This window comes from Oribacterium sp. C9, from assembly GCF_002007235.1.
Classification (GTDB): Bacteria; Bacillota; Clostridia; order Lachnospirales; family Lachnospiraceae; genus Oribacterium.
The window spans coordinates 41,578-63,114 of record NZ_MUHW01000005.1 but is presented as its reverse complement, the minus strand read 5'-3'; the positions used below and the strand labels follow the sequence as shown (position 1 = coordinate 63,114).

18 protein-coding genes are annotated in these 21,537 nt (G+C 43.7%); 2 read left to right on the top strand and 16 right to left on the bottom strand.

What is annotated here, in order from left to right; genetic code table 11:
* Nucleotides 1-8: 8 nt before the first annotated feature.
* The 10 genes from BXO88_RS04740 to BXO88_RS04695 all read right to left on the bottom strand — a co-directional run bounded on the left by BXO88_RS04740 (nucleotide 9) and on the right by BXO88_RS04695 (nucleotide 10,968).
* Nucleotides 9-1,253, bottom strand: a complete 1,245-nt coding sequence (locus tag BXO88_RS04740) for an aminotransferase class V-fold PLP-dependent enzyme (RefSeq protein WP_078036610.1) — start codon at nucleotides 1,251-1,253, stop codon at nucleotides 9-11.
* Between the two features lie 68 nt (nucleotides 1,254-1,321).
* Complete coding sequence (locus BXO88_RS04735) at nucleotides 1,322-2,380, bottom strand: SufB/SufD family protein (RefSeq protein WP_078036609.1); 1,059 nt, start codon at nucleotides 2,378-2,380, stop codon at nucleotides 1,322-1,324.
* An 11-nt stretch (nucleotides 2,381-2,391) separates the two neighbouring features.
* Nucleotides 2,392-3,810 carry a Fe-S cluster assembly protein SufB gene (sufB, locus tag BXO88_RS04730; RefSeq protein WP_078036608.1) on the bottom strand — a complete coding sequence of 473 codons (1,419 nt, stop codon included), beginning with the start codon at nucleotides 3,808-3,810 and terminating at the stop codon, nucleotides 2,392-2,394.
* Nucleotides 3,811-3,825: 15 nt separating this feature from the next.
* Complete coding sequence (gene sufC / locus BXO88_RS04725; RefSeq protein WP_078036607.1) at nucleotides 3,826-4,566, bottom strand: Fe-S cluster assembly ATPase SufC; 741 nt, start codon at nucleotides 4,564-4,566, stop codon at nucleotides 3,826-3,828.
* A gap of 178 nt (nucleotides 4,567-4,744) precedes the next feature.
* A complete protein-coding gene (locus tag BXO88_RS04720; RefSeq protein WP_078036681.1) occupies nucleotides 4,745-5,665 on the bottom strand; it encodes a radical SAM protein in 921 nt (306 codons plus the stop codon).
* 5 nt (nucleotides 5,666-5,670) lie between these two features.
* Nucleotides 5,671-7,011 carry an ATP-binding protein gene (locus BXO88_RS04715; RefSeq protein WP_078036606.1) on the bottom strand — a complete coding sequence of 447 codons (1,341 nt, stop codon included), beginning with the start codon at nucleotides 7,009-7,011 and terminating at the stop codon, nucleotides 5,671-5,673.
* 280 nt (nucleotides 7,012-7,291) lie between these two features.
* Nucleotides 7,292-8,731, bottom strand: a complete 1,440-nt coding sequence (locus tag BXO88_RS04710; protein ID WP_078036605.1) for a GGDEF domain-containing protein — start codon at nucleotides 8,729-8,731, stop codon at nucleotides 7,292-7,294.
* A gap of 162 nt (nucleotides 8,732-8,893) precedes the next feature.
* Nucleotides 8,894-9,634, bottom strand: coding sequence for a S1 RNA-binding domain-containing protein (locus BXO88_RS04705; protein ID WP_078036604.1), 741 nt, complete (start codon nucleotides 9,632-9,634; stop codon nucleotides 8,894-8,896).
* A gap of 277 nt (nucleotides 9,635-9,911) precedes the next feature.
* Nucleotides 9,912-10,490, bottom strand: a complete 579-nt coding sequence (locus BXO88_RS04700; RefSeq protein WP_078036603.1) for a DUF3793 family protein — start codon at nucleotides 10,488-10,490, stop codon at nucleotides 9,912-9,914.
* Nucleotides 10,491-10,536: 46 nt separating this feature from the next.
* A complete protein-coding gene (locus BXO88_RS04695) occupies nucleotides 10,537-10,968 on the bottom strand; it encodes a flavodoxin (RefSeq protein WP_078036602.1) in 432 nt (143 codons plus the stop codon).
* 359 nt (nucleotides 10,969-11,327) lie between these two features.
* Here BXO88_RS04695 and BXO88_RS04690 point away from each other — a divergent pair, with 359 nt between their 5' ends.
* Nucleotides 11,328-11,813, top strand: a complete 486-nt coding sequence (locus BXO88_RS04690; protein ID WP_078036601.1) for a peptidylprolyl isomerase — start codon at nucleotides 11,328-11,330, stop codon at nucleotides 11,811-11,813.
* 49 nt (nucleotides 11,814-11,862) lie between these two features.
* On the opposite strand, the gene ptsP is transcribed toward BXO88_RS04690, so the two are convergent.
* The 5 genes from ptsP to BXO88_RS04665 all read right to left on the bottom strand — a co-directional run bounded on the left by ptsP (nucleotide 11,863) and on the right by BXO88_RS04665 (nucleotide 18,927).
* Complete coding sequence (gene ptsP, locus BXO88_RS04685; RefSeq protein WP_078036600.1) at nucleotides 11,863-13,488, bottom strand: phosphoenolpyruvate--protein phosphotransferase; 1,626 nt, start codon at nucleotides 13,486-13,488, stop codon at nucleotides 11,863-11,865.
* Between the two features lie 142 nt (nucleotides 13,489-13,630).
* The gene (locus BXO88_RS04680; protein WP_044993947.1) at nucleotides 13,631-13,888 is read right to left on the bottom strand and encodes an HPr family phosphocarrier protein; all 258 of its coding nucleotides are present in this window, start codon (nucleotides 13,886-13,888) and stop codon (nucleotides 13,631-13,633) included.
* Between the two features lie 122 nt (nucleotides 13,889-14,010).
* Nucleotides 14,011-15,891, bottom strand: coding sequence for a PTS beta-glucoside transporter subunit IIBCA (locus BXO88_RS04675; RefSeq protein ID WP_078036599.1), 1,881 nt, complete (start codon nucleotides 15,889-15,891; stop codon nucleotides 14,011-14,013).
* A gap of 125 nt (nucleotides 15,892-16,016) precedes the next feature.
* A complete protein-coding gene (locus BXO88_RS04670; protein ID WP_078036598.1) occupies nucleotides 16,017-16,841 on the bottom strand; it encodes an HAD family hydrolase in 825 nt (274 codons plus the stop codon).
* A gap of 229 nt (nucleotides 16,842-17,070) precedes the next feature.
* The gene (locus BXO88_RS04665; RefSeq protein ID WP_078036597.1) at nucleotides 17,071-18,927 is read right to left on the bottom strand and encodes an alpha-amylase family protein; all 1,857 of its coding nucleotides are present in this window, start codon (nucleotides 18,925-18,927) and stop codon (nucleotides 17,071-17,073) included.
* Nucleotides 18,928-19,250: 323 nt separating this feature from the next.
* Here BXO88_RS04665 and BXO88_RS04660 point away from each other — a divergent pair, with 323 nt between their 5' ends.
* Entirely contained in the window at nucleotides 19,251-20,129 is an 879-nt protein-coding gene (locus tag BXO88_RS04660) for an ROK family protein (protein WP_078036596.1), read from the top strand.
* A gap of 136 nt (nucleotides 20,130-20,265) precedes the next feature.
* On the opposite strand, the gene BXO88_RS04655 is transcribed toward BXO88_RS04660, so the two are convergent.
* Nucleotides 20,266-21,537 carry a chloride channel protein gene (locus tag BXO88_RS04655; RefSeq protein ID WP_078036595.1) on the bottom strand — a complete coding sequence of 424 codons (1,272 nt, stop codon included), beginning with the start codon at nucleotides 21,535-21,537 and terminating at the stop codon, nucleotides 20,266-20,268.

Here is a 21,537-nt window from a genome sequence, read left to right as displayed (position 1 = left end):
ATGGGATATCAATCCTGATATCCCATTTCACCTCTTATTTTCTTTAAGGCATCCAGAAACTTATAGACATCCTCTTCTGTGTTGTATAGACCTATGCTGGCTCTTACCGTACTCGGTGTATGGCAGAATTTCATAAGTGGCTGTGCGCAGTGATGTCCTGCGCGAATGTCTACATTATGCTCATCAAAGATGGCTGCGATATCGTGCGGATGTACTCCGTCGATGGTGAAGGTCACGATGCCGTGATGATCCTCCGCAGTTTCCTTCCCGAGAATATGTATATAGGGAAGCTTCTTCATTTCTTCCATCATGAGCTTAGTGAGGTGAAGCTCACGCTCTTCTATACGGTCGAAACCTATAGAACTCACATACTTAAGTGCTGCACTCAGTCCAACCGCACCGCCGTCATTGACAGTTCCTGCTTCGAACTTGTGAGGAAGCTCATTCCATGTGGCCCCCTCTGTTGTTACATATTCTATCATTTCGCCGCCAAAAAGGAATGGCGGCATCTTTTCCAGCAGTGCTTTTTTACCGTAAAGTACGCCTATTCCCATGGGTGCATAGATTTTGTGACCAGAGAAGGATAGAAAATCCACGTCGAGATCCTGTACATCCACCTTTGTATGAGGGATGGACTGTGCACCATCCAGTGAAAATACTGCCCCGTTTTCATGAGCGATACGTGCAAATGTCTTCACATCATTCTTTACACCGAGGACATTGGATATGTGAGTCATGCTGACCAGCTTCACATGGGAATTCATATATGAACGGAACTTTTCTTCAGAGATGGTTCCGTCCTCATCAGGAATAATATATGTGAGCTTCGCTCCCTTTTCCTTACAGAGCTGCTGCCATGGTATCATGTTGCTGTGATGCTCCATGATGGTGATGACCACTTCATCGCCTTCGTTTATAAAGGCTCTTCCGTAGGTGTAGGCCACAAGATTGAGGCTTTCTGTTGCGTTTCTTGTAAAGATCACCTCTTCGGTGGAGCCTGCATTAATGAAGGAGCGTACAGTCTCTCTTGACTCTTCATAGGCTTCAGTGGCATCGAGACTAAGCTTGTAGAGACCACGCATTGGATTCGCGTTCATGGTTCTGTAGTAATTGTCTACCGCTTCCAGAACACACTTTGGTTTCTGGGTGGTGGCACCGTTATCGAGATATGTAAAGCTTCCGTCAAGGATAGGAAAGTCTTTTCTGATCCTCTCGTCCTCTGCCTGACGGATCTCCTTTGTTATTTCGGACATAAAACTTTACTCCTTTATTGATTAGTCAATATACGTCAATTTGAAATGATCTCAGACGATCTATGATCTCATTTTTCCTCCAGATATTTCGAAATGAGACTCTTTGTTTCTTCATCAGGTATCTTTGCGACCACTGAATCTATTCTCGCCTTAGCCATCATTTCATAGACCTCTTCCTTATTCATGCCGCGTGATTCCATGTAGAAAAGAAGGTCGTCATCCAGACGTCCGATGGTGGCACCATGATTTCCTTCTACGTCGTCCTCATCGCAGAGGATAACCGGGATGGTCTGGTTGATGACATTGTCATCCATAAGAAGTACATCCTCAAGCTCATTTCCGACAGCACCCTTTGCGCCTCTTCTTAGATCGATGGTGCCTCTGAAAAGCTTGAAGGCTTCGTCTCTTAAAACACCGTCAACCTTTATATCGCACAGGGTCTTCCGGCCTATATGATTTGCGATGTAGTTCATATCCAGATGTTCATCACCTCTCAGAAGATATCCGATATCGGTCTTCAGGCTGCTGCCCTTTCCGTAAAGGTCAGTACGGGATCCCTGATAAGTCTCCTTACCACTGAGTACGAGCTGTATCTCCTCGAAGGATCCGCCATCATCGGTCCTTGATGCGACATCATTGAAGAACCTGAATTTGTCGCCAAGTCTCTGTATCTGTATGAGAAGCACTCTTGCGTTCTTTCCGATTCGGACCTTGGTCTGTATAGCTGCGAATCCGCTTAATTCTTTAACGCATGAGTAATCCATGATGACAGTCACGTCGCTGTCATCGGAGGCATCAATATAAACTGCATTAACAGTATTCTCGTCTTTAACGAAATTAAAATCTATTTTTACAGGAGAGGTGACTTTCTGTCCCTTACCCGGAGATATCTTAAGTACATCCGCACCTGACTTCTGAATATAGTTATCCATGTCAATGCCCATTCCGCCGGGTATATCCTTTATTTCCTCATAAGAACATGCACCAACGGATACTTCATGGCTTCTGGTTACCATCGGATTCCCTTCAGTTATATCTGACGGAACCTTCACCGTCGCATCATTCATCCTGAGCCAGTTGTAAGTCGGTGCAGGCATGGCGTTTATCAATAATGTGTTGTTTTCCATATCTGTCTCCCTTAACCTATCGCTCCGACCATCTCAAGACGGATCAGATTGTTCATTTCAACCGCATATTCCAACGGCAGCTCTTTGGATACTGAATCAGCAAAGCCTGATACTATCAGTGCTCTTGCCTCTTCCTCGGAGATTCCTCGTGACATGAGATAGAAAACCGCATCATCGGAGATCCTTCCTATCTTTGCTTCATGTCCCACATCCGCCTGCTGTGTACGGACATCCATAGCCGGTATGGTATCGGATCTGGAGATGTCATCAAGCATCAGTGACTGGCAGGAAACAGAATTCTTTGCATTCTTTGCCTTGTTGTTAATGACTACTGATGAACGATATGTGCTTGCACCACCGTCTTTACTGATGGAACGGGTACTGATGTAAGAGCTGGTGTCGGGAGCATTGTGAACTACCTTTGCACCTGTATCGAGATTCTGTCCTTTTCCTGCAAATGTTACGCCCGTAAAATCCATGTGTGAATGTGCACCCTGAAGTATGGTCATAGGGTAAAGATATGAAACGTGAGAACCGAATGAGCCTGATACCCATTCCATGGTTCCACCCTCTTCCACTATGGCACGCTTTGTGTTCAGGTTATACATGTTCTTTGACCAGTTCTCTATAGTCGAGTAACGAAGTCTTGCATTCTTTCCTACAAAAAGCTCTACGCAGCCTGCATGAAGGTTTGCTATGTTGTACTTCGGTGCAGAGCATCCCTCGATGAAGTGAAGGTCGGCGCCTTCATCAACTATGATGAGTGTATGTTCGAACTGACCTGCCCCGGGTGCATTTAAACGGAAGTATGACTGGAGAGGGATCTCAACAGAAACTCCCTTTGGAACATAAACGAAGGAGCCGCCTGACCATACCGCACCATGAAGTGCTGCAAACTTATGGTCTGTAGGTGGTACCAGGTGCATGAAATGATCCTTTATCATATCGGCATAGGGACCGTGAAGTGCAGATTCGATATCTGTATATACTACTCCCTTGTCGGCAACCTCCTTTTGAAGGTTATGGTAGACAAGCTCTGAATCGTACTGCGCACCTACTCCCGCAAGAGACTTACGCTCTGCCTGAGGGATTCCGAGCTTCTCAAAGGTATTCTTTATGTCCTCGGGAACTTCTTCCCAGTCTGCTGTCATTTTTGTCTTCGGTTTTACATAGGTCACGATGTTACTCATATCGAGACCTTCTATACTCGGACCCCACTGAGGGATCTCCTTTTCGTTATATATCTCAAGGGATCTTAAGCGGAAATCACGCATCCACTGAGGATCCCCTTTTTTATCTGATATTTCCTCTACTATTTTTCTGGTGAGACCTTCCTGTATTTTGTAGAAGTCCTGATCCTTCTCTTCGTAGCGGAAATCATACATTGAACGGTCAATGTCATTGACCTCTGCTCTTTCCTTTTTTGCCATGTTGTATCCTCTTTCTTATTTCAGGAACTCTTCGAATCCTTCGTTGTTGATCTTATCAACCAGAGAAGCATCACCCTCTGCCTTTATATTTCCGTTTACAAGTACATGCGTGTGATCTACCTTCAGTGATTCAAGTATCCTTGTGGAGTGAGTGATGATAATTAGAGCTCCGTCCATGGACTTCTGATATTCCTCCACACCCTTTGAAACAGTGCGGACAGCGTCAACATCGAGACCTGAGTCTGTCTCGTCGAGGATGGCAAGGGATGGCTTCAGCATGAGAAGCTGAAGGATCTCAGCTTTTTTCTTCTCTCCGCCTGAGAAACCTACATTCAGGTCGCGGTCTGCATAGGAAGGATCCATATTGAGGATCTCCATGGCCTTTCGCATTTCCTTTTTAAAGTCCCAGAGACGGATATGCTGACCTGTTCTCTGCTGAAGAGCTGAACGTATAAAGTTTCCGAGAGTGATGCCCGGAACCTCCAGAGGATTCTGGAATGAAAGGAACATACCGAGCTTTGCTCTTTTGTCGGTTGAGTCATTTGTGATGTCCTGGCCGTTGAAAAGTATGTTTCCTCCTGTTATCTCGTACTGGGGATTTCCCATGAGAGCGTTTCCAAGTGTTGACTTTCCGGCACCGTTTGGTCCCATGAGTACGTGGGTCTCCCCTTTATTTACAGTAAGGCTGATTTTGTGAAGGATCTCCTTATCCTCAACATTTACAGCCAGATCTTTGACCTTAAGTAAATCTGCCATAATGTTTCTCCCAAAATATATAAATTAAAATTAAAACGTTTATTTGAAAAATGTCCTCCAGACATGATGATTATAATTCCTAGTGAATCACTATGCAATATAATCCCTACCATTTATATAGGATTTCATAAAAAAAAACAAGTCCCTTACCATTAAAAAATAATGGTAAGAGACTTGTTCAGACTCCTTCACCGGTCCACTCCGGAATGAAGCTTTCCTTTGCCACGCTTCCGTCCTGGATGAAGGCATTGGTGATACCTTTTTCCATGGCGTGATCAAGAAGTCTTTCATATTCTCTGTGAGTTACTCTTCTGTTTATTTCGGGATATTTTTCCAGTCTTTCAAATGGCGTGAACTGGTGCATGATACTAAGGTAAACATTATCACCATAGGTATCATAAACGTAGTCCACCACCGCTTTTCCGTTTTTGACCATTCCGGGCATAAGAAGGTGACGTACTATGACGCCCTTCTGCATGATGCCTTTTTCATCGAAGGAAGGCTCAGGGCACTGTCTCACCATCTCGGCGAGACTCTCCTTTGCGCGTTCAGGATAGTCACCGGCTCCCGAATATTTTGCGGCTTTTTCATTGTCCATGTACTTGAAATCATCCAGATAGATATCTGCAAGTCCATCAAGCTCTTTTATTAGTTCACGGGTCTCATAACCGGAACAGTTGATTACATAAGGGATTTTGAGCCCTTTGTCACGTCCCTTTATCATGGCTTCACGTATCAGTGGTATGTAGTGATCCGGTGTTACCAGATTTATGTTGTTGGCACCCTTTTCCTCAAGCTCCAGGAAGATCTCAGAAAGCCTGTCTATAGAGACCTTCTTTCCGTTCTCCCCGTGGCTCAGTTCATAGTTCTGACAGAACACGCATTTCAGTGTACAGCCTGAGAAAAAGACTGCACCTGAGCCTTCGGTTCCCGATATGCAGGGCTCCTCCCAGAAGTGCAGTGCTGCTCTTGCCACATATATGTCTGATGATACTCCGCAGACTCCACGCTTTCCACGGTTTCTTTCTGCTCCGCACTGTCTCGGACAGAGACGGCAGCTTTCAAGAAGGGGATGTTTTGTCTCATAGCTTATATTCATGTACATTAACTTTCTTTAGGCGGATTCAGCTTTCTGAAATTTGCATTTTTTCTGTTCTCTTCCGCGTTCTTTCTCGCCTGCTCGGATTTCGGCATGGAATCGATGCGTGCCTTCTCCTTCTGAAGCTCCTGTGCCTTACGCTTTTCATCCTCCAGGCGGATCTCATCCTCATTTAGAACACCGATCTTCAGGTCATTCTCATCCTCGTACCACTCCAGGAAGCTATGCTTCACATGCTGGCGCTTGAATCCGAGTATCTTGTTGAGGCTTATATTTTCCATCGCGCTGAAGATGTTTCTTTCCACATATGGATTTGTCTCTTTAAGCTTCGCTATAAGATGCTTTGTCTCCAGACGCTTTGAGCTGGTCTGTCCGTCGGTGTGACAGGTCGAACATGTTGCAGTGAAGTGGCAGGCACACTGGATGAAGTTCAGGCTGTTATAGTCTCTCCAGTGCTTGATCTCTGCCTCATGAATCAGGTAAAGAGGTCTGATGAGCTCCATTCCCGGGAAATTGGTGGAATGAAGCTTCGGCATCATAGCCTCATACTGTCCGGCGTAAAGCATTCCCATAAGTATAGTTTCGATGACATCATCGAAATGATGTCCGAGAGCGATCTTGTTGCAGCCGAGCTTCTGAGCTTCTTTATAAAGATAACCTCTTCTCATTCGGGCACAGACATAGCACGGTGACTTCGGGATATTGTAGACAGAGTCAAAGATATTGGTCTCAAATATGGTGAGAGGAATGCCTAAAAGCTCAGCATTTCTCTCGATTATCTTGCGGTTTGCCTCATTGTAGCCCGGATCCATGCAGAGGTACACAACCTCGAATGGAAGCTTGTTGTGACGCTTCAACTCCTGAAAAAGCTTCGCCATAAGCATGGAATCCTTGCCGCCTGAGATGCAGACCGCGATCTTATCACCCTCTTCAACGAGATTGTAATCGCAGATTGCCTTTACGAACATGCTGTAAATGTTTCTCTTGAACTTTTTCCGCAAAGACTTTTCGATGTCTTCTCTTCGCTTCTCCGAATCCAGATCCTTCTGTATCTGCCGGAGGACCCATTTTCCGTAGCCTCCCTGAAGACTGTAGGCTTCATAGCCCTGCTCGGACAGCTGGTCTGCCGCCAAAAGTGAAAGTTCTCCGTATTTACAGTAGAGCATCACTTTTTTATCCTTTGGTATAGTGTGCTTCTTATCGGCAATGTCCGAAAGCTCTACGCGCATGGCATCAGGCATCTTTCCTGTCAGAAAATCCTGTTCCTCACGGACATCTATGAGGTTATAGTCCTCTCTCTTCCAGCTTTCAAATTCATCTATTGATATTTCTCTTCCTGTTTCCATATATTCCTCGGATCTTTTATCATGACGTGAGTGTAAAAATCGGTATCAGACCGTTTTCCTCTCACATTTATGTCGCATCATAAAAAAATCGTCGTGCTGAAATAGCAACGACGATTTTGTGTCGCTTAAATTGCTCACGCCATTATATGCGATGTGTAAGTATTCGGCAAGTATATACTGAGTAAAGCCTTCCCACAGGTTATTACCGCTTCTACTATGCTTATGCCAATGCACACATCAGTGTGCCGTATGCTACATCATGAAGAAATTCAGTCTGATGCTACAATGAATTCGGAATATGCTCTTTCATTTCTTTTTTGTTTTCATACATGGCATAGTCAGCTTTTTTGAATACATCCTCAACAGTTATATCAACATCCTTTGTGTACACAGCATAGCCTATGGCTGCAGAAATACGCTCCCACGGGTCAGCTGAATCATCCAGATAGTTCTTATCCAGTTTTTCTCTGAATCCTGCTATCAGTTCATCACGTTTTATGTACTGATCTTTTTCCAGAATAACAACAAACTCATCCCCGCCTATTCTGAAAACAGGTGAATGTGAGAAGCTTGTGCATATGATGGAACAAAGCTTGCGAATGGCTATGTCTCCCTTTTCGTGTCCATAATTATCGTTGATATTTTTGAGATAATTCATGTCCACCATAAGGAGACCGAAATGAGCTTCATCCCTTTGGATGCTTTCTTCCAATCGTTTAGTTTCCTTGTCATATGCTCTTTTATTTCTCACGCCCGTGAGTGCATCAACATTCGCCAGACGATTCATATTCGCTACTTCTTCCTTTGTATATCGGAGCTCTTCCTTTGCCTCGATCATGTTCGAGAAGTATTCATTCAGATCCCTTTCCATCTGCTTCATGGCATTTTGAAGCTGTTCTATTTCATCTCCTGTTTTAATATTTAATGAGGAGAATTTGTTCATGCCTGTTTTGATGTCTCCTACGGAATAGTTGACTGCCGCATCAGTCAGAGCCTTGATGGGACGAACCAGCAAGCGATATACATAATAGACAGCAAAATTACAGAGGATAATAGTTACGATAAATAAAACAGAAAATGAAAAAATCACATATCTGGTCTGTACACGGATGACATCGATCATGGATATGTCCACCATTGCATAGGCTGCAATGTCTCTGCCGCAAAATACGGGAGCACCTGATGTCACCAGCCATCCATATTCCGGTGTATCTGTAACATATGCAGGAAAGCCTATGGATGGATCCATAAGCAGAGCATAATTCATTTCAAAAAGCGGATCCACGATTCCCGGTTCACAGGCATCCTCGTATGCACCGTCGCATACATAAACGATTTTTTTATCTTCAGGTATCAGTATGGTCAGATAAATACAGTTGACATCATTTTTATCCTGGATAATTCGTAGCTGTTTCCTTATTGAATCAAATTCAGGTTTTTCCTTGATATATGAAAAGCAGCTTAAGTACGCATCTGTGTCCTGATTCAAAAGTTCCTTATTCTCATGGTAAGTATTCCTTACTGAATCAGCCAGAACCTTTGTTTCGTTGGAATCTATCACAGATGCCATGGTGGCAGAAATCTCTTCGGAGTGATTTCTGTAATAATCATTGACCATAGCTCTGATAACCGCGATGCTGCATATAAGCGCGGCACCGCTCAATACAAAGGCGATGATCACAATCATCAATATGGTCTTTTTTCTAAGTGAAAATTTCATTTCCCTTACCTTATATTACGAGTGTTTTCCTGGTCATAAATATCATCGTCAGTTTAAAAGCAGATATAAATTTATAATATCCATATAGAAAAAACTCCTTTTTTTTGTACTAAAAAAGACGTCTGAAGAAATCCAGACGTCTTTATCCGCTAAATGAAACGATCAGTTAAAGCTGATTCCGCTCTTCTTAAAGAGATCTCCGAGAGATGTTGTAGCTGCACCTGACTCCTTGTAGTTTGCGCGGAAGTCCTCACGCTCCTCCTTCTCCTTACGCTCCTTGCGCTCTGTTTCAAGTGATTTCATGGAAAGAGAAATCTTACCATCCTTGATGGCGATGACCTGAACCTGGACAGTCTCACCCTCTTTGAGAACCTCGGAAGGGGACTTGATACGCTTGTTAGAGATCTGTGATACATGAAGAAGACCTGTCACACCATCTCCGATGTCAACGAAAGCACCGTAATCCTTGATGGAATCAACCTTACCTTCTGTAACGAGACCTACCTGAACCTTCTGAGCCTTCTCTTCCTTTGCCTTCTCCTGCTCCTCACGAAGCACGTCTCTTGCAGAAAGAACCAGCTTGTTGTTCTCAGGCTCAGCTGTAATGATGCGGACATTAAGCTTCTTTCCTACATAATCCTTTAATTCCTCATCCTTTACAAAGCCGAGAGAAAGCTTTGAAGCTGGGATAAATGCTCTGAGACCCTCAAGTGTTGCAGTAACACCGCTCTTAACAGCCTCTGAGATCTCAACCTCAATTGTGTTCTTGTTCTCGAAATCATCAAGAATCTTTTCCCATTTGCTCATGTCTACACGCTTTGTCTTTGCGTGTTCTTTGAAGGAAGCTTCAAGCTCATCCTTGAAGTCATCCATTGATGGAATCTTTTCGTTAACTTCTGACATAATCTTTGGTACCTCTTTTTTCATAATAATCCCGGGCAAGGCCCTCATGAAATCTATGATACCATAAATCAAATATTTACAACACAAAAAAGCTTAAAAAAGAGACGATTGCGAAAAGGTTTCATTTGAGTGATCACATATTTCGGGTATTTATGGAACAGATATACTATTATTTATAAAAAAGGATCTGCTCTCCCGGAGAGCAGATCCTTTACATAGAGTAGAGTGTAGTAAAATGATGATACAAAATATGTTGCAAAATTAATGAAATTATGAATTATGCTGCCACAGTCATTGACTCTATAGGGCAATTTCTGTCTGCAGCGTTCTCATAGATTCTTGCGCATATCCTGTATCGTCGGAAGGTATCAAGTGCCTTGGTCTTATTGCAGTATACCTTCCAGAAACCACAAGCCAGACAGTCCCGGCCATCACGGCGGATGAACTCTTCTACATCTTCAACAGGGAACCCCAGAAAAAGACCTATTTCATGTGGAAAGCATTCATAGTCGGATAGCCTTTTCATGAGAAAGTTCACTCTTCCGTCCAGAATGATGTCTTCGGTCGCTCCACACTCAGGGTAGCCGAAAGATCTGAGTATCTCACATGCTCCTTCATCACAGAGATCATTGATGAGCTGAGATCTTCGATACACATAGATCAGAGAATTGTTCTTTTTACTTCTGATCCTTTCGATGTATATGCCTAAAGGGTTAAGTTTTGCGCTTAGTATGGCGATCTGAAATTCAAGAACCGAAACCGGTATATCAGATATATTAAAGATGGTGCCTGTTTTCAGACCTGCCAGAGTCTGGGAACAGTTTCTCAAAAGCTTTTCACTGAGTTCGTCTGCCATGGTTTATTTCCTGACTGTATTATTTATTATTCGATATGTATAGTCCTTAGACAGCTGCAAGCTTCTTTCCAAGCTCTTCACAGGAAGCCTTCGCGGCATCATCAGGTGCTTCGTTTGCGATAACTCCTTCGCCGCCTACTACATTGGCACCTGCCTTCTGCATACGGTCTGTCCAGTTGCGCATCCATTCACCATCGCCCCATCCGTATGAACCAAAGAGACCTACAGTTTTTCCACTTACGAATTTTTCAACCTCGGCTACGAAAGGCTCCATTTCACTTTCATCGAGCTCCTCTGCGCCCATTGCAGGACATCCGAGAGCAAAGGATGTTGCCTCCTTCAGGACCTCGGCTGAAACATCAGATACTGAAACTACCTGAGCTTCCTTTCCGGCTTCAGTGATTCCCTTACCCACAGCTTCTGCCATCTCCTGTGTATTTCCTGACTGAGTCCAGTAAACTACGTAAACCTTATCCATTATTCCCTCCATTTGTTTAGCCTGACGGCCACGTTCATCCCCTTTGTTTTTCGCTGTGCGAAGGATTGACGTATATGTATTTGTATAATTTTGTTGGTTAGTATCCGCTAACCATAGTTATTATAAGTTAGAGTATACTAACTGTCAATTAAAAAGTTAGTTAGAACTAATTATACTTAATTCAAGTACGGATATTGTTAATTGGATTTATCCTATTGTTTTGACATTCAATAATTGGTAAAATGCAGAGACAGACAGCTAGGTTATTGCGTTCGCTTTTTACTTATTCTGTCATGTATATATCGGATTTATTTGACATAGGTGTCATGAACCGACGTTTTATTATGAAAGGAAAAAATATGGCTAATCCAATAGTTACTATCACAATGGATGACGGTAAGGATATAAAGATCGAGCTTTATCCTGAGATCGCTCCTATCACAGTTGAGAATTTTGTAAAGCTTGTAAAGGACGGATTTTATGATGGTCTTACTTTCCATCGTATCATCCCCGGTTTTATGATCCAGGGCGGAGATCCTGAAGGAAACGGAACAGGCGGACCGGGTTGGAACATCAAGGGTGAGTTCTCATCCAACGGTGTAAAGAATGATCTCAAGCATACACGTGGAGTTATCTCCATGGCACGTGCTATGGATCCTGATTCAGCAGGTTCTCAGTTCTTCATCATGCATGCAGATGCAAACTATCTTGATGGTCAGTACGCTGCTTTCGGTAAGGTTATCGATGGTATGGATGAGGTAGACCGCATCGCATCAACTCCTACAGGCTGGCAGGATGCACCTGTTGTTTCAGTAACTATGACTAAGGTTACAGTAACAGAGTGATATAATTTAAAAAAATCCCGGGTCGGTATTACATCGACCCGGGATTTTTTTACTTTCTGAGATCTATGCCTCTTATCACCTTTCTGAGAGGAAGTATAGATACAGGATTTACAGAAAGCTCATCTACTCCGTAGCGGAGGAAAGTCTCTGTAAGAGTGAGATCTGATCCGAGCTCACCGCAGATTCCTACCCATGCACCATGACGGTGACCGGCTTCGATAGTCATCTTGATCTCCTTGAGAACTGCAGGATGATGAGTATCAAGGAAAGGATCAAGCGCCGCATTCTGTCTGTCTATAGCGAGAGTATACTGAGTGAGATCGTTTGTTCCTATGGAAAGGAAATCACACTCCTCTGCCAGCTCATCAGCGATCATAACAGCTGCCGGAGTCTCGATCATTACACCGATGCTGTACTTTCCGACGATATATCCCTTCTCCTCAAGCTCTGCTGTACACTCCTGAATAAGCTCCTTACACTCATGAAGCTCTCTGGAAGAGATGATCATAGGGAACATGATTCCGAGGTTACCGTAAGCGGAAGCTCTAAGAAGAGCCTTGAGCTGAGTTTTGAAGAATTCTCTTCTGGTGAGACAAAGTCTGATGGCTCTGCATCCCATTGCCGGATTCTCTTCCTTGGTGAGATTCATGTAATCTACCTGCTTGTCAGCACCTATATCACAGGTTCTGATGATCACCTGCTTTGGAGCGAGGGACTCAACTGCCAGTCTGTATGCATTGAACTGCTCTTCCTCTGTAGGATAGTCCTTACTGTTGAGATAAACAAACTCTGAACGGAAAAGACCAACACCGCCTGCATCGTTCTGCTGAACGAGTCCAATATCTGAAGGTCCGCCGATATTTGCATAGACCTTTATGGTCTTTCCATCGATAGTTGTGTTTGTCTGCCCCTTGAGCTCCTGAAGAAGTGCCTTCTGCTTGGTATCCGCATCTCTCTTGTTTTTAAGAGAGGTCATGAGATCTTCTGTTGGCTCGATATAAGCGCAGGCATTGTAGCCGTCGAGGATAGCGATCTTGCCGTCCCATTTGCTGGCAACCTCACCGCACTGTACGAGAGCCGGGATACCCATGGATCTCGCAAGGATAGCTGTATGGCTGTTGAGAGATCCTGCTCTTGTGATGATACCGAGAAGCTTTGACTTGTCGAGACGTACTGTCTCTGAAGGTGTCAGATCGTTAGCTACAAGAATGGCAGGTTCTGTACCCTGCATGGATTCCGGATCGATACCGAAAAGGATATTGAGGACAGCCTGCTCTATGTCATAGATATCAGCTGAACGCTCCTTCATATACGGATCATCCATTTCTGCAAAGACTCTTGCCTGGTTGTTAAATGCAGTCTTTACAGCGTACTCTGCATTGTGCTTCTGAGTCTGGATGATTTCCTTTGTGGCGTCGATGAGATCGTCATCCTCGAGCATCATGGCATGAACAGAGAAAACCTCTGCACTGTCTTCACCTGCATCGATCACAGCTTTTTCATAGAGAGCATTCTGCTGTTCTATGGCCTTCTCTCTTGCATCTTCAAAACGGGCAAGCTCAGCATCTGTATCTTCGATAAGCTTTTCACTGATCACAACTTTAGGTGGTGTATATACTTTTATCTTACCTATGGCGATTCCGTTAAGAACACTCTTTCCTGTTGCAACTTGCATATTATCTCCTTGAAAAAAAGACACCTCCCGGAGATACCATCCGGTCATCCGAGAAGTGCCTGAAAATTATGGTTTTACGATGTTCATAAGGATGTGAAAAATGTTTCGGATTTCACATCACAATCATCTTTCTGAAAGAGAATCAGAAATTCTCCTTAAGTGACTTCTCAAGCTCAGCTGCGCATGCCTCTTCATCATCGCCCTCGATCTGAACCTTGATGGTGTCACCCTGCTTGATGCCCATACCCATAAGGGCAAGAAGCTTCTTCATGTCAACGTTCTTGTCTCCCTTGAAGATAGTAACCTTTGAATTAAATGACTTTAAAGCCTTTACAAGAACTCCTGCAGGACGTGCGTGAATTCCGTTAGGGTCATTTATTGTGTACTCAATTTCTTTCATAATGTTATCTCCTTTGTTATGGTTTTCCTATTATAGTATAGTTATGCCAACTCAATCAAGGAAAATCAGCTATTTACAGTTCAAAAAAGAATGAATACAAGATTTGGAAATATCTTTTTTGATCAATCTCCTAATTTCACTTCCTTGTAATCGTCACTGTTGGTCAAAAGAACCACAACGGTGTCAGGATGATTTGCAGCCTTTATAGCACTTCTTGAGAATTTGAGAATAGGCTGTCCTGCTGTGACCTTGTCACCTTCCTTTATCAGAGGCTCAAAGCCCTCTCCGTTCATGGCAACTGTATCCACACCTACATGGATAAGAACCTCCATATCATTCGGACCTGAAATTCCAACAGCATGCTTTGACTCAGCAACTGAAGATATCTCTCCGTCGAAAGGAGCATAGACTGTCTCGTCCTCCGGTTCGATTCCTACACCGGCTCCGAGTACTCCGGTTGCAAATGTCTCATCCGGGATCTTGTCCTGAGGAATTACATTTCCCTTTACGGGTGAAAGTACCTCGCCTACTTCACAAGTGATAACAGGCTTCTGCTCGAATGAAACTTCTTCCGCAGCATCACCCTTGACCTCTTCAGTCTTCTTTGGTGCCTTCACATCCTCATTCCAGAACAGCCATGTTCCTGCAAAAGCTACACCGCCTGATACAAGAAGAAGGATGGTATAAACGGGAATGTTGTTTATGGTGAGATATCCGGGGATACCTGTAACGCCGTATGCAGTAGCACCGATTCCTGTTACCGCACCAAAGATAGAACCTACTGCTCCACCTACCATGCCGGCAAGGAAAGGCTTATAGTAACGAAGGTTCACACCGAAGATAGCAGGCTCTGTGATACCAAGAGATGCGGAAAGAGCTGAAGGAACAGCGATAACCTTTGTCTTGTTGCTTTTTGCCTTGAGACCTACTGCAAGACATGCTCCAAACTGTGCGAAGTTTGCGGCTGAAGCGATAGGCATCCATGTGTTAAGCATCTGTGCCGGATCTGAAAGCATACCTGCTTCGATAACATTATACATATGGTGAAGACCCATAACTACTGTAACAGGATAAATGGCACCCATGACCATAGCACCTATAGGGTTCTTTACAAGTACTCTCGCACCGCTCAAAACAAGTGTCTCGAGACCTGAGAAAACAGGACCGATCATAGTGAAGGTGATAAGTGCTGTGATGAGAACAGTACAAAGCGGAGTAATGAAAAGATCAAGCATCTCAGGTACATGCTTATGGAACCATTTTTCGATGTTGCTCATAAGCAGCACTGCTATGATGACAGGAATTACATGTCCCTGATAGCCAAGCTGGTTGATCTGAAGAAGTGAATAACTATCTGTGATCTTTAAGTTTCCAAAGAGATACCAGACACCGTATCCGTCTGCTGCTGCCCAGCCGTTTGTAAGGGCTGAATGTATCATCAAAAGACCGATGACCGCACCGAGGAAAATGTTTCCGCCGAATACTCTTGCCGCTGAGATCGCAACTATTACAGGCAGATATGCAAATGCTGTGTTAGCAACCATATCCAGGAAAGAATACCAGTCTGTTCCTGCAAAATTAAGTCCCGGTATCTTACCGAGAGCCTCTACGAGACCCATCATGAGACCTGATGCAACGATAGCAGGAAGGATAGGTACAAAAACATCACCGATAGGCTTGAGAAGCTGCTTCCAGAGAGGCTGCTTTGCTGCAGCAGCAGCCTTGACATCGTCCTTTGTTGCTGCAGTCATGCCGGTGATACTGAGAAATTCATCGTAAACCTTGTTTACGGTTCCTGTTCCGATGATCAGCTGAAGCTGACCGTTTGACTCGAACATTCCCTTAACGCCTTCAACATTGTCGAGATATTCCTTGTCAACCTTACTGTTATCCTTTATGACAAGTCTGAGTCTTGTTGCACAGTGCGCTGCCTGGGCGACATTATCGCGGCCGCCTATATGGTCCACGATTTCCTGCGCACATTTTCTGTAATCTAGTGCCATTGTTTTTACCTCGCTAAAAGTGATTTATCTGATCTGCCGTCTCCCACAGCAGAAAGGTACATTGAAATTTTATACATTGATCCGGATCTTTATCCTGATGGATCCGGTATCCTCAGGCGCTTTTCTCAGATAAGCTGAAGATCTGCAAATGCTTTTGCCAGTCCATCATCTGTTACAGCAGGACAAACGATATCGGAAAGCTTTTTCAGAGTATCGGAGCCGTTTTCCATGCAGACAGATACACCTACAGTTTCTATCATTTCCAGATCGTTCATGCTGTCTCCGAAGCCGATAGTATCTTCTATGTCTATTCCGAGATGCTCTGCTATAAGCTTTACTCCCTTGCCCTTATCAAATTTTCTGTTGATCAGCTCTCCGTTGACACATCCATGTGCAGGCACATCCTGGACAACGAAATTGAAATCCTTTTCCAAAAGAGATCTGCATTCATCCAGCTGGAAAGCTTCCCTTGCCATGATGACTATTTTATAGATAGGCTGACCATCGTACTGATTCATGGGCTTAATGCCTAAGTTTTCACTCAGTGCCTTTCTCCACCGCTCTATCTCGGAATTTCCTCCTTCAGTGCTGTCCAGAAAATCCTTTAAATTGGAATCTCCGAATGAACCATCCCTTCCTTCTATAGTACAGAAAACTCCGTTTCTATGAAGTGAATCAAGAGCTGTATCGAGCTGCTCCTTACTCATAGGACAGTCGTAAAGTATCTCATCACCACAGGTCACATATCCTCCCGAGCAGCTTACCAGTCCGTCAAAACCGTACTTGAGTACAGGCTTAAGCATGTCGTAGTTTCTGCCGGTACAGAGAAAGACCTTGTGACCGTTTTTTTGAGCTTTTTTTATGGCATCAACAGCACTGTCCGGAGGAGTATTTGTTCCGGCAGGTGTCAGAGTGCCGTCGATATCTACAAAAATCAGTTTTTTACTCATGATATAAACCAGCTTTCTATATGCCGAGACCTTTTTATGTTGTTTTTTTAGAACTGACCCGGCATAACAGTCAATCTAAATATGTCATACGATTGACATATCACTAATACTAACAGACTTTGATAATAAATTCACTAATAAATTAAATTATTTTTCAAAAAAATTTCAATCAAGGCGGTATTTTATGTGCACAGTGCAGTGTTTTTAAATATTGTATGCAATAGACAATTCAATTATTGTAGTTTGTTATCAGCCAGGCGAAATCTCTTGCAGGAATACCTACCGCCACTGCAGGACGTTTTTTGTTTGTCAGAAGGTCTTTATATTCCTCCACCTCATTTATCCAGGCTGTTTCGTCATGATCGGAAAAATTAAAAAGTGCTATAAGCTTTTCTCCGCGATGGTAACGTCCTATTCCCAGTATATGATCGTTATATGTCTCCACTATCCAGCAGTCAGCCCCGGAATCAAAAACATCATGTGTTGCACGGAGCTTTTCGAGCTTACGTATAGCCTTATATATCCTTCCCTGACGACTTGTTGTGGAACGTCGTTTTCCGGCCTCGTCCCACTTAAATGATCCTCTATGAAGATATCTGGAATCATCCCATTTTTCAGGATCACTGTGATAGCTGTAGTCATTGAGCTGACCTATCTCATCTCCTGAATATATGATAGGTATTCCGCTCTGGCTAAGCAGAAATGCATGTAGCATTATATCCAGTCTTATGGACATATCGAGCTTCTGGGGATCGTTCTCGTATTCAGCCGCTTCCACTCCGCATAAAGATGCTGTGGTACCGCAGAGTCTGGCGTCTCCGAGACGGGGATCGTTATTATACAGCTCTCCTCTCGAATCGGAGCCGAAAGTGTTTCCGCAGAAGTAGTCATTCAGGAACTTCTTATGTTCGACTTCTTTGACTCCGAACTGTTTCAGGTAATCATAGTCCAGTCCCCAGCCTATATCATCGTGACATCTCAAATAATTAAGGAAAACATACTGTTTAGGAAGTGCGAAGATCTGTCCGAGCTGATGCTTCATGAGACGTACATCCTGTGTCGCAACTGTGTGCCATGTACTTGCCATCGTTGTAACATTGTAAAGCATGTGACATTCAGGCTTATCTACTGTTCCGAAATAAGGAACGACCTTGCTTGGCTCCATAACGACTTCACCGAGAAGAAGTGTACCAGGACAGACTATCTCTGATGCTATACGCATGATACGTACCAGTGTATGTACCTGAGGGAGATTTCTGCAGTTCGTGCCCAGTGACTTCCAGATGTAAGGAGTCGCATCCAGCCTGACTATATCTATGCCATGATTGCAGAGGTTCAGCATATTGGCTGTCATGTCGTTAAAAACAGTAGGATTTCCATAGTTTAAATCCCACTGGTATGGATAAAATGTGGTCATTACAACCTTGTGAGCTTCCTCGCACCAGCTGAAATTACCCGGAGCGGTTGTCGGAAAAACCTGAGGAACGGTCTTTTCGTATTCATTTGGAATGTACCAGTCATCAAAGAAGAAATATCTGTCCTGATACTCCTTTTCTCCTGCTCTCGCACGACGTGCCCATTCGTGATCCTCGGAGGTATGGTTCATGACAAAATCCATACAAACGCTCATTCCGTTTCTGTGGCACTCTTCTGCAAGATCCTTCAGGTCCTCCATGGTACCGAGTTCCGGCTGCACCCGCCTGAAATCCGATACGGCATAACCTCCGTCCGAGCGCCCCTTTGGACTCTCCAGAAGAGGCATAAGATGTATATAGTTTGAACCTGTTTCCTTCAGATAGGAGATCTTATTCTTTACTCCCTTCAGATTTTGGTTGAAGCAGTTAATATACATCTGCATACCGAGCATCTCGTTTCCGTGAAACCAGTCCGGTACCAGCTCTCTCGCTTCGTCCCACTCCTTAAGATCCGGGTCGCGATCCTTATAATACTGATGAAGCATGCATAAAAAATAATCAAATGCCTGAGTATCGTTGTTATAAAGCTCGCTGTAGAGCCATTTAAGTTCATCATAGTATTTCTCAAGTCTTGATTTGAAAATCTTATCCGTTTTTATATCTTTGAACATGTTTAAGCCGTTCCTTTTCTAAAATCTATACTTCTGATTATGTTAATGTTTAGTCCAGACGTCATGGCCTGAAAATCAACAATGCTTCATCTTTGATTATAAAAAATTTTTTTCATCCCATCAATCTGATGAAGTCAGGTTTCTTACGAAAAAAACGGTAATTTTTTATAAATAATGTTAGTAAAACAGTTTACGTAGCTTTCAGAATTAATGTCCTGATTCTGAAAATAAATTTTAGTCCTGCTATCAGATTGATTTTTCAAATTCACTCTTTTACAATTGATTTTATTAGGGAAAAGTTCCCGGATTGAGAGGTAAATTATATGTTGTATGGAGCATTGGAGGCCGGCGGGACCAAGATGGTCTGTGCTGTAGGCGACGAAAATGGAAAGATATTGGAACAGACTTCTATTCCTACCGTCTCCCCTGAAGAAACGATTCCAAGTATCATAGACTGGTTCAAGGATAAAAAAATAGAAGCTCTCGGTATCGCGGCTTTCGGACCTATAGATCTGAATCGGGATTCAGAGACCTACGGAAGCTTCACCACAACACCGAAGCTTAAATGGGCAAATTACAACATCGTAAGAGCCATGAAGGAAGCATTGGGCGTTCCCGTAGGATTTGATACAGATGTAAACGGTTCTCTTCTTGGTGAGATCACATACGGACAGGCAAAGGGACTTACTGATGCAGTTTATATAACCATAGGAACTGGTATAGGCGGAGGAATCATGTCCAACGGAAAGCTGGTTCACGGCATGCTTCATCCGGAGCTCGGGCACATGAAGATGGTGCCCTATGATGGTGATACATATAAGGGACACTGTCCTTTCCATGGTACATGTCTAGAGGGACTGGCTGCAGGTCCTGCTATCGAGGAGCGTTTCGGAAAACTTGGTATAGAACTGAAGGACGATGATCATGTCTGGGAGATGGAGTCATATTATATAGCTCAGGCCCTTGTTAACATAATTCTCGTCATGAGTCCTCAGATGATCATTCTCGGCGGCGGAGTTATGCATCAGACACAGCTCTTTCCTCTCATCAGAAAAAAAACAGCCGAAATGTTGAACGGCTACATAAAGACTTCTCAGATCGCTGATATGGATCATTATATAGTTCCTGCTTCTCTCAATGACGATCAGGGAATCATGGGCTGCATCAAGCTTGCCATAGATGAAAAAGCATTGGAAGGATAACAAAAAGCTCTGTAGTATATAACCTGACGGTTTATACTACAGAGCTTTTATTTTATATCATAGTGTTTTTGAGTATCCTACTCACAGTATGGATGCTTATGATCCCTTTACGAAACAAAGGTGTTTTTTTAACATCTCACTGTGAGTTTCTGTCTATAAGCTCAGGCTCATATTTATTGAATCTTATCTTCTGTGAACCGTAAAGGCTGTAGTTACCTGAGAAAAGATATGTGACCGCGACACCAAGAAGTACATATGAAGACATCCCGAAGCCAAAGAGCTCAAATCCTATAAGGATAGATGCTACAGGGCAGTTGGTGACTCCACAGAAAACAAATACAGCTCCAAGGGCAGCTCCCATCATAGGAGAGATATGGCATATTCCGGCTATGGCATGTCCGAAGGTTGCGCCAATGAATAGCGACGGTACTATCTCACCACCCTGGAAGCCACCGGATAATGTCACTGCTGTGAAGAGTATCTTTAAAAGGAACGCATATGGCACTATCTGGAATCCGGGATTGTTTATGCAGGCTGCTATTATATCTGAACCTGCACCGTTGTAGACTTGTGAGCCGACGATAAGTGTCATGACTATAACAAGGGCACCTGTCAGAACCGCTCTAAGATAGGAATTCTTAACCGCATTTTTCGCAAATTTCTTTGTTTCATGCAGGGTTGTACAAAAAAGTATAGCTACCAGTGAACACAATACTGCAAAAAGTATGGTATATGCTCCGGTTTCCCATGAAAATTCTATGACATCCGAAAGTACCATGGTCGTCTCTGAACCGGGATTTATGATGTCTGCAATTTTCCGGGCGGTAAGTGCCGCTATGGCACATGGAGCCAGTGCCGAGTAATACATGATTCCTACGGTACTAACCTCAATAGGCATGATCGTTGCTGCAAGGGGAGTTCCGAAAAGAGCCGAGAAAGAAGCGCTCATTCCGCACATGATGGTCCGGCGTCTGTCTTTCTCGGAAAATCTGAGAAGTCTGCCCAAAGCATTACCGAGAGATCCTCCAACCTGAAGAGCCGCACCTTCACGTCCCGCAGAACCACCGAAGAGGTGTGTCACTACAGTTGACACTATGATAAGGGGCGTCATGCGGAGAGGTACTCTCTGCCCGTTATGTATGGCTTCCAAAACCAGATTCGTGCCTTTCGGAGTTTTAGCTCCCAGAACCGCATAGAAAAACACGATAAAAACTCCTGCCAGAGGCAAAAGGAAAAGTATGTACGGATGTGATGTCCGGAAGGCTGTGGCAAGGGATATGGCCTTCGCAAAGTAAGAGGACACAGTTCCCACGAGCACACCTGATACTGCTCCGAACATCATCCATTTAAGAGTTACTAAGGTATTGTGATAAGTTTTTTTGATAAAATTGCTATGTTGTGAAGACAT